Genomic DNA, 13,700 nt, shown 5'->3' with positions numbered 1-13,700 from the left:
CTATCAATATTTGCAATTTATTTCACGGATTTTTGTTGATAGCATCGGCTCTTTTTCTTTGTTCTATTTTGCTGATAATTAATATTTTAAATGTGTTATGTTTTGTTTTAATTTTATTTGAACCTGATTTTATTGACGTTTATTGACGTTTATTGACGATTATGAGAATTATTTCATGGCTTTACGTCAATAAAATACTTTGTACCTTTTTTGTTACCATGTTTTTTAATGATTTCATCTGTAATCATTTTATCCATCATAGTTCTTATTGTTCTTCTCTTTATCTCATCACCAATACGTGCATGAATATCACTTATGCTACTATTGGGGTAGTTTTTAAGATCTTCATAAATTAATTCTTGAAGCCTGTATGGTTCAATTCGTTTTAAATCGGTTTTCTCTACGAAATCAGTAGTTCGTATAAATTCTGGATTTACATAGTAGAAAGTTCCTTTTGTTTTTCCTTTTGATTGGATTATTTTAAGGTCTATTAACCTTCCAATCCAGTGCTGAATACCATTTGGTTTATTGATGTTCAAAATTTTAGATAAGTCAATTGCGTTAATACCTTGGTTTTGTGCCACCACACCTAAAGTAATTACTTCTTTTTGTTTAAGCTGTAATTCTTCTGATGCTTTATTCATAAGCTTTAAAATATCCTTACTTACAATTTGTTTTTCTAAAATGACAACTACTCTATCATCATCTTCTAAAATTGTAGGAAGTTTTTTCCCACTACCTAAAAGTAATTCATAAACTTTGTCATAGCCACTACCTTCTTTTTCCATGAGTTTTAAATCGTAAAATAGCTTAGCTAAAAGTGCATTACGTTGGACAGATTTAGTTAAAATATTTTCAGGAGTTACACCAAGGGGTAAAGTGCCTGGACTATGTATTTCAAGCCTATTATGAAAAAGATTTATAAAGATATCACCACGCATTGTATAATTTCGGTGGGCAAATGCATTAGCTACGATTTCTCGAATAATCTCAGGTTCGTAATTGTAAATGTTTTTTCTAAAGATGCCGTCAGATACTTCTATAAATTCATTCCATTCCGGAATTTCTTTTAGAATAGTATTTATCATTTCCTTGGGGTTAAGTGTATAATCGTCCCATACCCTTTTAGCAATTTTATTATCTTGTTCATCATATTTTATGAACTGAACTGCAGGTGGATAGTGAAGTACTGCACGGTCTCTTCTGTTCCCAATCCATAATATTCCCAAGTTTGTTAAATAATTATCTTGAGTGATAAAATAATGATCTAATAGTTCTTCATCGGTCATTTCTTTTACGAAATCGCTAACTCTTTCGGAAGATCTGATATCTTTTAGGAATTGTGAAAGTTTAAATTGGTCACAGTGAGCTAAAGGGATTTTCTTGACTACTTTTTCTTCCCAAACAAATGAGTTTCTTTCTGAAAATAAACGCCCTAAATCTTCGGGCATTATAGGTTTACAATCATCTGAAATACGCATATAGTATTTACCATCTGTTGTACTTGCTACGCTTTGACCAGTTCTAAATATTTGTAGTTCTATGTATTGTGCATTGTTATCTGCCTTTTTAATAGATGCTGCAATGCCTACATTAAGTGTTAGTGAAGGAATCTTTTTATTTATTTTTTCAATAAGATCATTTGTGATCATTTGACCCTTGGGAGGTAAGTCCTGGTCATCTTCTATGCCTATTAATATTTTACCTCCCTGAGCATTTGCAAAGCAAACACAGTCTTTTGCTAGCTCTTTAAAATTTGCTTTTTTACCGCTAACAATCGATATCGATTTTTTATCAAGAAGGCTATTTTCTTTCATGCTTTAAAGATAATTTATTCATTTTATTTCTAATACTATCTTAAGATATAATACTTCACACCTAATTATTCTTTTCACACCAACTCTCCTTTAAAAGCCTTTTGCAACAAGGCCTGAAACAAATCTTCACTCTCTTTTAGCTCTCGTTTTGCCAACTCCTTTTGTTGCTCGATTAAATTTACTTTTTCAGCAAACTGATTTTGTAGGGATATTGGAGGTGATAAATATTTTAATTTCTTCAAAGCAACAATTTTTAATTCGGCAAAAGTTGTACCTGAAGCAATATTATTATAATTAGTTGCGAATAAAACCCTTAGGAAGTTTCTAAGGTATTCACTATTCACAGATGTTTTATTGATTTTAATCCATAAAACTCTTCCGTCTTTGAAGTAAAAAGGAGAATCGTTTATCACTTTATAAATTCTCCCGTCAGGGCAGATTGAAGGCATTAGTAAATCTCCAATTTTAGGTATTCCTGTATGTTTCTTAAGTTCTTCATAATGCTCTTTTGTAATAAATAAAGTTGGCTGAATATTAATTCCTTCACTTAACTTACCTATTTCCGTTCCTCTGAAGAAGGCAATGCCTTTTTCAACTAATTCATTTTTAAAAACTCGTTTACTTGATCCGACACCACATGTTTTGCCTAGAACTTTTGTTTCCCACCCCTTCGGATTCGTCACCGGATCTCCAAACATCTCCAAAAAGATACTTTGCGCCAGTTGGTCGTATTCTTGAAGGAGTTGTTGGGTTTTGTCTCGTAAAGCTGCGGCGTTGTCTAGAATTTCAGCGATGCGTTTTTGGGTTTCGAGGGATAATTCTGGTAATTCAATTTCTTTAATCTTTTTTACTGAAAGATGCTTTACAGTAACAAAAGAAGTTTTGTCTTCAATTTCTTTTAAAGATTTTGGTATCATAAATTTTATAAAATCTTTATCTACTTTATTGTTTTTCGGAATTATTTTACAAACTCGCTGATTTAATAAAGCTTTACCTCCGCGCCACTCAGTTAAATTAAACTGACCATCCATTCCAATTAAAATATCACCATTTTGAATAATATATTCTTCTTTATACTCACCGTCATAATAAGTAGAGACACTGTTGCTAGTTACATCTCTAATCCTAATTATTGGGAGTCCTTTTTCTTCTTTATTAAAGAGCTTTGATTTAAATGCAAAGCCAGATAATATATCAACGCAATTTTCTAATTTCATTTTAGCTAATTTATTTTATTTGCATATAACTTTCTAAACCTAACATTCAAAGTTATTTTTAAATCTCACATCCAAACTCCGAAATCATACATCCAAAATTCATTCTTGCTTTAAATTTTCAATTCGTCAGTTGATGACTGACTTTTTTATAACGTGTAAAGAAAATTGAAAAATCTTTACAGGTTATTTACATGTGTAAAGACAATGGTGTTTGTTTTACATGATGTTTTTAGTTTTTTTTTAAGTTCATTTTAAATCCGACATCCCAGCTCTCGATACATTTCGCAAAAAATTAAACTACAAATTAAAAAACACCCTACAAGCGAAGCACTCGAGCTGACATATATCCGAAATCAAAAATCACTTTCCAACTTTTTTATTAGCGCTTCTCGTTCTTCTGTAAGCTTTGCAATACGGTTTAGAATCACTTTTGGTTTATCATATTCTACTTCTTCATACACAATTTCTTTGTAGCGGTTAATGGATAAATCCCAGTCGTTTTCTTCAATTTCTTTAACGGGAACTAAAAAGCTTTGAGAAGTTCTATCTGCGTAATTATGAGAACAGGTTTCGTCCATAAAATCATCCAATCCTAAATTGTCAGGCACATCATGGACTGTGATGGGATTTCCCTTTTCGTCATGCATTTTGCCCCAGTAGTCGCTTTTTAAATAGCGGTATTGGTCTAAAATCTGAGGAAGATTAAAGTCATCATGCGCTTCAGCCAACTTATTTAATTTTTCTGCACTAAAGTCACCTTTGGTTTGGGTAAAGGCATCAAAAATATCTTCATCTACCAGTAAATTTCGCTTATCGTCTAAAGATTTTCCATCGGCTTTCATATCGTAAAACCAAACTTGGTCTGTACCACCAGTTTCGGTTTTGGTAAAAATCATAATCGCTGTACTTACTCCGGCATAAGGTTTAAACACTCCACTAGGCATAGAAATAACGGCCTCTAATTTGTGGTTTTGTATGATTTCTTTTCGAATGCTTTTATGGGCATTACTTCCTCCAAATAAAACACCATCAGGAACAATAACTGCAGCTCTACCGCCTTTTTTGAGTTGGCGTAAAATCAATGCTAAAAAGAGTAATTCTGTTTTGGATGTATTGGTTACATTTTTTAAGCCAACGGCAATGCTGTCTTTATCAATCGTGCCTTTAAAGGGTGGATTGGCTAAGACCAAGGTGTGCGCTTCTGCCACCGTATTGTCTTTGGAGACTGCATCTACGTCTATTAAGTTGGGTTCTTCTACTCCGTGTAGGTATAAATTCATGGATGCAATACGCAGCATCGTGGCATCGAACTCGGTGCCATGAAACATGTGTTTATTGATGTGTTCGCGGTATTTATCAATTTCGGTTTCTTGGTAATGGCTATCGATGTATTCTTTGGCCGCCACAAGAAAACCTGCCGTCCCAGCTGATGGATCGGAGATTACATCTTCTAAGCCTGGATTCATTAAAGCTACCATCAATTTTATAATGTGTCTTGGTGTACGGAATTGTCCAGCAGTGCCGCCACCTTCGAGTTTGGACAATAAATACTCGTAGATATCGCCTTTGGTGTCTTGCTTGGTCATATCGATGCGTTCGAGTTTTTCCATGACTTGGTCTAAGACCGAAGGCTTGTTGATGCCAAAGGAAGCACCGCGCATGTACTGGCTAAACATGCTTTTTTCTGAACCCAAAGTTCTGATGAACGGAAAAATACCATCTACGGTGTTGCTGAAAATTTGATGGCGTTCATTTACATCCATTTCTTTCAGGTTTTTCCAACGGAAGTGTTGTTGGTTTTCATTAAAAATAGAAGTGTATTCTTTATTGAACCGTTTGGCTTTACGTTCGTTTAAATTTTCAGTTTCATCTAAATCTTTGATAAAGATGAGGTAAGTGAGTTGCTCAACAATGGTAATGGTGTTGGAAATGCCTCCTGTCCAGAAGGTATTCCATATTTGGTCTATTTGTGATTTGAGTTCTCCGGTAATCATGTATCAATTATGAATTATGAATTATGAATTTGTAAATATAGGTTTTATGTATGCAGTGGTTATGCGTGGTTGTAGTTTTTATACATTTCGTTAATTTTTTCTTTCATTTCTAATCTCACTTCTTTTGGTTTTAGCACCGTTACTTCAGGACCAAATGATAATAATGTTTGATATAATTCAAAATTAGGGATCACTTCAATTTGGATGGTACAACCCGCTGTATCTGTTTTAACAGGCTTCTGTGTACCGTGTAGCGGTTTTGTGTTTATATAATGGATGGTTTTTTCAGAAAAACGTAATTCAATTTTTACAGGATGTACATCGATTGGCTTCGTTACTCCGATCATCTCATCGAAGTAGTCTAGCCAATTAACCTGAGTTGGTTCAAATAATTCGTTAGATTCTTCAATAAGATTTATTCTGTCTAAAGAATACGTAGAAATACTTGGGTAATTATTTGTTTTACACAATAAAAACCAACGGTTGTTGTATTGTTTAAGATGATAAGGATGAACTAAAAAAGTACTAGCTTCTTTACTATAAGGCTGATATTGTATGTGAGCTGTTTTTTGTTTAACTATTAAATTGAATAAAACACCAATCCATTTTGCACCTACTAAATCGGGATTGCTTTGATAGGCAATAACACCTGTTTGCTCTTGGTCTAATAGATTGAAAGCCTGTTTCATTCTTGGAATAAATTCTTCTAACCATCCGAACTCTGCTCTATGTTTGTATCTTGAAAGTATGGTTATTGTAGCAGAAAGTTGTTCTTTGTCCAATTGATTCAAAGGATGCTTCGCTATGGAAAAGTCTTTTTGTTTATACCTCAGCACCTTTTTTTTACCATCTTTTAAATCTTCTGCTAATTCGATACTAAACCCATCTAGCGATTCCATGAATTTAATGTCTTCTTGTAGTTGGCGATGTTTAATCCCTGTATAACCATGATCTTGCAGTGCGCTGTTTACTTCTTCTAAAATTGTATAATAGGTATGCTTGCGTTGGAAGTTGCTTAAGCATTTATCTATTACATTGTAACGAAGTTGAGCATTTTTATTGGTAGACATTGGTTAGTAGGATTGTAATTTTAATGCGGTTTCAGTTAATGATATTAAAGTAATTTATTTACCTTAAAATTTAATAGAGCTATGTAAGGTGTAACACAGTTTAAGTCCAAATATAATTATAATTAGGTAAAATCAATTTTTGCAAGATGAAAAGTTAGTTTGTGTTTGTAGGAAATGACTTGATTTAAGGTTATTTGATTTTGGGCATCAATCTTTAATTTCAAAATTGATTATTCAATATTGTAGTTATTGATTTCATCAAGGTTTTTGAGGACGCTGGTTTCGGTTTTGTGGAGTTTGTCTTTGCAGATTTTGAGTAATTCTGAAGCGCGTTTGATTTTGTTTTCTAGTTCGTCAATGTTGATTTCTGAGTTTTCGATGTTTTCGACGATTTCCTGTAATTCTTGGTAGGCTTTGGTGTATGTAATTTCTTCCATTATCCTTATTTTTCTGATTGGATTTTGTGTATTTTACTGTCGATTTCTCCTTTATAAATCCGGGTCTGGATGTGATCGCCTTTTTTGATTTGCTTGGTATTCAATACTGGTTTGCCATTAATTTTTGTGATGCTGAATCCTCGTTTTAAAATGTTTTCTGGATCTAAAATATTCAATTTTTGTGATATGAACTCCAATTGGTTGTTATTGTTATTTAGTTCAAGTTTTGTTGACCTGATGAGGTTTGTTTTGGTTTGAATCAAACTTTGATTTTCATCATTCAGTTTTTGTTCGAAACCTTTTTTGATGTCTTTTAGGAACTGGTCAATTGCTTTGTGTTCTGTTTTTAGGAAATCACTGGTTTCAGTTTTAATGGATTTGCTAAAGGTGTTGAGGTTTTGTTTTTCGTTATTTACTCTATTGGATGTGATGTGTTTTAAATTTGCTACTGTTTCCCGAATGTAATTTCTCTGGGTATTGAATACGTTAATGATCCTGGCGTGAAATAATTTTCCGGTACTGTTTAAGGTTTCCTTTTGCTTGTTAATTTGTGTTTTTGAAAAGTAAGCAAGGTTGTTTTGGTACTGGTCTAATCTATTGGCCATGCTATAGAATTTTTCTATCAAAAATTCGCCTAGCTTGGTGGGTGTGATGAAATTTTTGTAACTCACCATTTCTGTGATTGTTGTATTGGTGGAGTGACCAATTCCCGTTAAAACTGGAATCGGAAATTGTGCTATGTTTTTGGCCAAATGGTAATCGTCGTAAGCTGAAAGTCCAATTTCACCACCACCTCCGCGGATGATGCATACCGCATCAAACAGCTGTTTGTGGTTTTGAATTATTTTTAGTTGTTGAATGATAGTTCTTGCTGCCTTATCGCCTTGAAGGATTGCCGGGAATAGTTTGTGATGAAACTTGAATTTATGAGGGTTGTTTTCAATGATTTCAATGAAATCGCTATAGCCTTTGCTGGTTTCTACTGAAATGATTGCAATGGTTTTGGGAATCAAAGCCAATTGGGTTGATTTGTTCAGCTCAATGAGTTGTTCAGCTTTCAGCTTATTGATGGTTTCTTGCTTTTGTCTGGCTAATTCGCCTAAAGTATAGTCGGCATCAATATCAATAATATTCAGTGATAAGCCATGGACTGCATGGTAATTGACTTTTACTTTGGCCACGATGGTCATGTCGTCTTTGAGTTGTTCGCCTATCTCTTCAAATTTTTTGGAAATGATTTGAAAATTGGCTTCCCAAATGGTTCCTCTGAACTGTGCTTTAATTTTGTTGTTTTGTTTTTCTACCAGATCTGGATAGCAATGGCCACTTTGGTTGTAATGGTTGAGCTTTAGGATTTCAGCTTTTACCCAATAAGTTTGACTTGCGTGTTCTCTAAATAAATTCGCAATGGATTTGGAGAGGTTTTGAAGGCTATAAACTGTCTTGGGCTGCACTTTGAGTTTTGTGTTTCTAGTGTTCTTATCAAAGGTAATGAAATGGCCCCCTCTAACTCTCCCTAAGGGGGAGAATTTTTACTTGTTCGTGGATTAGTGATTGGTTGTTACAGGTTGTTTTTTAATCCACTGGGTATTTTGATATTCCAGGTTCGCTATGCTCAAAAAAACCAGATTCCAAGAAGTAGTTTGCCAAATTCAAAGCGTCTCCATCAGAATTTTTAGTTGCTCTTAATTCAAACCATTTAGGCATAAATTCATTTTGTTCAACTAATTCTGTATTTGTTTCTGAAATCAATTGGTTTAAATCGGACAAGTCATTTTCGTTAAAGACTTTTATATAAAAATTACTCCCATAACTATTTATACAGTGATCTCCTATCGGTTGTCCTATTAGATTTTGACAGTTGTCTGTTTGCATTGTATAATGAACATAGGAAATAGCTGGATTTTCTTCTAAATCTGAAATTATTTGGGTTATTTCAACACAACTTTTAGAAGAGCTAAATTTAACGGGGATTTCCTTAAATTTATACTTTCCACTGTTATGAATTGTATAATCATAACTTTGGTCGAATTGATTTAGTGTTGACATTAAATTTTGTATTTCGATATCACTGTATGATGTATCAATACCTATCAAAACGTATTCATTTGATAATTCGCCCAAATAATTCTGAGAATCATTATAGTATTTGAAGTTTATAAAGTCACAACTACTTTGAGATTGGCTTAAAGAGACATCATCTTTACTACAACTTGTAAAAAGCAACATCATAGTAACAATTGTTAAGAATACATATTTCATAGCTTTTGTTTTAGACGTAATTATAATTATTAGTTGTTTTTTATGATTATCGAATTTACACAAATATAATTAGATTATTCGGATTTAAACACCTATGAACAAGTGCTTTATATTGAGAGTTTATAAGTTTCAATTTTGGAATTTCATGATTTGAGCATTAAAACAGCAAAATCAGACAGAATTAAATATATATAATACCAACCTAAGTGTTCTTTAATTCTAAATTAGTAAAAAACAGATGAACAGAAAAACTAACTTCTGTTTTTCAGAACGATACTAAACGTTTGTCAGAATTGTACTTGACTCCTGCTGAATTCTACTAAATAAGTTTGACTATTTTAATAGATTGATTTTTAAGATTTGTAATTGTTTTTCATCTAGATAGAAGGTATTAGTTTTGATTGATTTCATAATTATTGATTTGAGTTGCTTATAATCACCTCGGGAATGCCTATATCTAGTATGTTTTGATTATATTTTAACATTTTAAATGTGTATTATTTAACATCACGTTTAAGTTAAATAATAGTTAATAATGAAATTTAACATAATCCCGCCATCTCTTTTATAGTCTCATGTATGAATGTAAAACACTATAAATTAGTGTAAAGTGTAATTTTTTAATAAATAAATACGGTTTTATGTTTATATATTTTTACTAATTTTAGGCAATATTAATCATTAACAAATTCTTGTAATTATGACCAAAAACACAAAAAAATTAAGAATTGGTTTGGTGTTGATGCTTTTCTTGAGTATTTGCTTTGCTCAAGGCGCATTTGCCCAATCCGGCTTTACGCTTCGGTGGGACTCCGAAGCTGGATGTTTAAACTACGACGAAGAGCGTGAAAAAGGTATACCTTTAGAGGATCTTACTGATGATGAATGTATTATCGTTTGTGAGGGAAGCACTGTAAATTTTGAATTACTTTTTGATGAACAAGAACTGAATGTTGCTTCCATTCACTGGCAAAGTGATGGAGGTGATGTGACTTCAGTATCAAGTGATGAAACAGAGGCCTCCGTGGATTGGCCAACAGTTATTAACAATGGAGAAGTTACCGTAGAAATAACTATGGGAAATGGCGAAGTCATTTATAGCAGTCTCTGTGTTAACGTCAAAGCGAAACCGACCGCTGATTTTGAAACGGCTAATATTGAAACTGAAATCTATTGTAGTCAAACAGATATTTACTTTAATAATTTGTCTTTTGCCGCCGACGGATCACAAATCGTTCATAGCGTTTGGAGTTTTGGGGATGAAAATTTTTCCAGTGAGGAAAATCCTGTCCATAGCTATGAGGAGCCTGGTGAATATAGAGTTGATCTGACAGTATATGATGAATGTGGGTGTAGTGATACTCATTCAATATTAGTTAAAGTTGTAGAGCCTTCAATGGAAATTAGTTGTCCAACAGTCACCTGTGAGGGTGCTACTGAAACTTATACTTTAGAAATAAATCCCTATGCAGATATAGAAGAGATTCAATGTGAGCGTTACAAATGGATTGTAGATGGTGGCAGTATTGTTCAACAAGGACAAGACTGGGTTGATGTGGTCTGGAATGAAATTGATGAGGATGGATTTGGCTATTTGTATTTTGACCAAAGCAGTTGTAATGTAGAATGTAATAATATTTTGGCTGTACGTGTGCCAGTGGTGGCAACAGAAGGCACTATACAGGGTGGTGATAATGAACTATGCGAAGGTGAGCAATCGAGATATAGTTTACCACAATGGCCGACGACAGATTTTCAGTGGGATTTATACGATAGTAGCGGTACAATTTATCCAAATGCTACAATTCTTGTAGATCAACGCAATGAAATAGCTGTAGATTCTCAAGGTTTAACAGAAGGCACTTACACTTTAAGGGCTAATTACACCAATACTTTACACGGCTGTGGTGGGCAAGCGGAATATGAAATTCGCATATTTGAAAATTTAGAAATTGAAGATCATGATCCTAAAATATGTGAAGGTGATGAAGTTAATTTATCAATAAGTAATAGCGGCGCAGATGCAACTTGGACAATTAGCCGATATGGAGATACAGTTTATACAGGCGGAAGCAGTTCATTTGATTATGCATTTAATGAACCTGGACGTTATAAAATAAAAGTTGAAGCTCCTGAATTCTGTAGTGATGTGAGTTATATTGAGGTTTTTGAAATTCCATCAGTAGCCAGTGCAGAAATTATAGGATCCGACATTATTTGTCCAGGTGAATCTTATACTTTTACTTATGATGGAAATACTAATGGGTTTATTATAGATTGGCAAGTCAATGATGGCGTCTTCAATGGACCAAGTAATGGTGAATCTGTATTGATAGTATTTGATGAGTTTTTAGCAAATTCTACTAATTATGAAGTCACCGCACAGCTGGTCAATCCTGGTTATTCAGATTGTGTTTCTAATACTTTGGTTAAACCTATTCAAAAATTTGAGGTTGAGGATGAGATTATAAGTGCAGCTCATAACTCTAGTGATCCACAAACTTTCTGTACAAGTAGTTTGTCTGATTTTAGCATCGCTTATGCAGACACAGATACCTACAAGTGGACTATTGATCCAGTTGAGTTAGGTGCGGTTTCTAGCGGACAGGACACTGCCAATCCAACTATTTTATTCAATGAAGTGACTAATGGAGATTATGATGGTACTATTAGTGTTGAAGCTAAGGTCTGTGGAAAAATGGAGGTTATCGATACTTTTGATTTTGAACTTATTGGATCTCCAAATATAACAGTTAATATTCCCAATGATATTTGTGCGGAAGAATCTTTTAATATCGATATTACCAGTAATCTACCATTGATTGTTGATGATCCGAATACCGATATGATTCTGACATTTGATCTTGGACAGGGGCAAGAACAGGTGATAACAGGAGGCGTTCAGAATTCTTCAACTTCATTTTCATTTGATAATGTAATCATTGATAATAACATTAATAACACAAGTAACATCAATTATAGCTATAGTATTGAGATTGTCAATGAAAACTGTAGTGCTGCTACAGCCAATGGAAATATTTTAGTTTACCCAGCACCTATTGTTGGCATTTCTTCTCAATATGGTAATACTTTTTGTAATATATCTAATATCAACACAGTTTTTACTGCTAATACACAAAATGGCTCAATTTTTCAATGGTATTTTAATGGTAGCCCGATCTCAGGAGCAAACAGTTCTATTTTGGACTTGGGAAATTTGAGTACTGCAGATTTTGGATACTATTATGTAGAAGTTACTGGCCAAAACGGTTGTGTTAACAAATCCATTAGCAAGTACATTTACCAAGAATGTGTAGAGCCTCCTTTATGTGATAATAATGAAATTGTAAGTGTCACAGGCGATTGGGATAGTTGTGGTGTTATCGAGCTTAATGGTTCTTATACTGGTTCCCCAGACGAAGTTTCATTTTCTAGATTTAGCGAATTCACTATTGATAATGCTTCTCTAATTGATGATACGAGTGATGTATTGCATACGTATGCACCAAATAAGCCTGGCATATATAATTTTGTATATTCAGTAAGATATGGTAATTGTGTTTATAGAAAGTATGTAGAAGTGATTGTCGGCTATCAAGCTGAAATGGACTTTAGTATCGATTGTACGGGCAGTACATTTGATATCACAATTTTTAATAATTCTCCATTTTTAGAGAGTTTTAATAACATCAATGCGACTTATGAAATCAGAAACACCACTACAAATTCTACTGTTCCTCTGAACTCAGCAAACTTTGATGAAGCTATCGCAACTGGAGTGGCGCCAGGAAACTATGATTTAACTTTGACTATTCAAGAGCCTGGTTTTCCTCCTTGTGAAGTTATCGAGAATATTGATTTATTAATTCCAGTAGCTAGTTTTAGTGTTAATCCTATGTCGTACTGCTTTGATGAGTCTGTGACTTTATCTCCTGATAATGTTGATGAAGAAAACTTTACGTACTCCTGGATTTATCAGGATAAGCCAAATAATTTAACACATATAACACCAAATTTTGATAGTATGGATGATGCAGAAGTCACTCTAATTGTTGAAAACAAATACGGCTGTAGTGACAGTTTGACGATTTCTGGGATTGAGGTATTTGAACCTGTATTTAGTGGATTCATAGATCCTCCTTTATCTGGTAATACCTTATGTGAAGGTGATAGCCTCGAATTATCATTTGAAATTATTGGAAGTGATATTCCAGACTCTTATGCATGGTATCACGATGGGTCTGAAATACAAGGTGAAAGTTCTTCAAGCGTCACAATCGATGAACCGGGTCTATATACGCTTTGGTTGTTTGATGCCAATGGATGCTCCTATAAGGCTACAAATGGTATTTATGTGAATGAAGCTTTACCACCAGAACTTAGTGCAGAAATAACTCCAGAAATTTGTCAAGGTGATATTATAAGTATCACGGGGCAATTATCTCCTGAAGATACTCAGTATAGCGTGTTTTTAATCGAAAATGGTGGCAATACTTTGCTTCAAGGTTGGACGGTCGGCCCTGAAGTAGATTTTACAGATACTCCCTCAGGTGCAGGAAACTATGAGTATTTGGTTGAGTATAGAGACCCAAGTACAGGTTGTTCAGACACTGAAATATTCAATGCAACCGTTTTTCCAAGTACAAGTATAGGAGTAGATTTTGATTTAGTCAGTTGTGATCCATACCGTATTCGAGTATTTACCACAAACACCCCTTCAGATCCAGGACTACTGACTTGGAGTAATGGCGAACAAGGCAATGAAATTTTCGTAGATCACGGTGGGCCTTTTCGTGTCAGATTCCAGCCAGACTCAGACGCCTGTGGTGCTACAGCTACAGTAAATGTACCAAAGTCACCTGAGGAATATATGTGGATTTTTCCAGAAGGCTGTTTTGAGTAT

General features: G+C 33.9%; 8 protein-coding genes. 1 reads left to right on the top strand and 7 read right to left on the bottom strand.

Annotation, left to right across the window (positions count from 1 at the left end):
- Positions 1-173 precede the first annotated feature (173 nt).
- From EIG86_RS02430 to EIG86_RS02400, 7 genes are all read right to left on the bottom strand, one after another.
- Positions 174-1,817 carry an ATP-binding protein gene (locus EIG86_RS02430; RefSeq protein WP_127844559.1) on the bottom strand — a complete coding sequence of 548 codons (1,644 nt, stop codon included), beginning with the start codon at positions 1,815-1,817 and terminating at the stop codon, positions 174-176.
- Between the two features lie 74 nt (positions 1,818-1,891).
- Positions 1,892-3,034, bottom strand: coding sequence for a restriction endonuclease subunit S (locus tag EIG86_RS02425; protein WP_127844558.1), 1,143 nt, complete (start codon positions 3,032-3,034; stop codon positions 1,892-1,894).
- 353 nt (positions 3,035-3,387) lie between these two features.
- Positions 3,388-5,028: a type I restriction-modification system subunit M gene (locus tag EIG86_RS02420; RefSeq protein ID WP_127844557.1), complete on the bottom strand. Its 1,641-nt coding sequence runs from the start codon at positions 5,026-5,028 to the stop codon at positions 3,388-3,390.
- 59 nt (positions 5,029-5,087) lie between these two features.
- Positions 5,088-6,098 (bottom strand): helix-turn-helix transcriptional regulator, encoded by a 1,011-nt coding sequence (locus EIG86_RS02415; RefSeq protein ID WP_127844556.1) that lies wholly within the window; start codon positions 6,096-6,098, stop codon positions 5,088-5,090.
- 230 nt (positions 6,099-6,328) lie between these two features.
- Positions 6,329-6,535, bottom strand: a complete 207-nt coding sequence (gene xseB, locus EIG86_RS02410; RefSeq protein WP_127844555.1) for an exodeoxyribonuclease VII small subunit — start codon at positions 6,533-6,535, stop codon at positions 6,329-6,331.
- A gap of 5 nt (positions 6,536-6,540) precedes the next feature.
- Entirely contained in the window at positions 6,541-7,989 is a 1,449-nt protein-coding gene (gene xseA, locus EIG86_RS02405; RefSeq protein WP_157983107.1) for an exodeoxyribonuclease VII large subunit, read from the bottom strand.
- A gap of 121 nt (positions 7,990-8,110) precedes the next feature.
- Positions 8,111-8,797: a hypothetical protein gene (locus EIG86_RS02400; RefSeq protein ID WP_127844553.1), complete on the bottom strand. Its 687-nt coding sequence runs from the start codon at positions 8,795-8,797 to the stop codon at positions 8,111-8,113.
- A 700-nt stretch (positions 8,798-9,497) separates the two neighbouring features.
- Between EIG86_RS02400 and EIG86_RS02395 the strand changes: the two genes are divergently transcribed.
- Positions 9,498-13,700: PKD domain-containing protein (locus EIG86_RS02395; RefSeq protein ID WP_127844552.1), on the top strand; the 4,203-nt coding region annotated here is incomplete at its 3' end.

Origin of the sequence: Psychroflexus aestuariivivens (assembly GCF_004010055.1) — a bacterium.
GTDB classification, from domain to species: Bacteria; Bacteroidota; Bacteroidia; order Flavobacteriales; family Flavobacteriaceae; genus Psychroflexus; species Psychroflexus aestuariivivens.
This window is presented reverse-complemented; position numbering and strand designations above follow the sequence as displayed.

What these genes read in the sequence shown, in the direction of transcription:
- EIG86_RS02430 (WP_127844559.1), bottom strand. Translation starts at nt 1,817, where the DNA reads ATGAAAGAAAATAGCCTTCTTGATAAAAAATCGATATCGATTGTTAGC.
- EIG86_RS02415 (WP_127844556.1), bottom strand. Translation starts at nt 6,098, where the DNA reads ATGTCTACCAATAAAAATGCTCAACTTCGTTACAATGTAATAGATAAA.
- EIG86_RS02425 (WP_127844558.1), bottom strand. Translation starts at nt 3,034, where the DNA reads ATGAAATTAGAAAATTGCGTTGATATATTATCTGGCTTTGCATTTAAA.
- EIG86_RS02420 (WP_127844557.1), bottom strand. Translation starts at nt 5,028, where the DNA reads ATGATTACCGGAGAACTCAAATCACAAATAGACCAAATATGGAATACC.
- EIG86_RS02400 (WP_127844553.1), bottom strand. Translation starts at nt 8,797, where the DNA reads ATGAAATATGTATTCTTAACAATTGTTACTATGATGTTGCTTTTTACA.
- xseB (WP_127844555.1), bottom strand. Translation starts at nt 6,535, where the DNA reads ATGGAAGAAATTACATACACCAAAGCCTACCAAGAATTACAGGAAATC.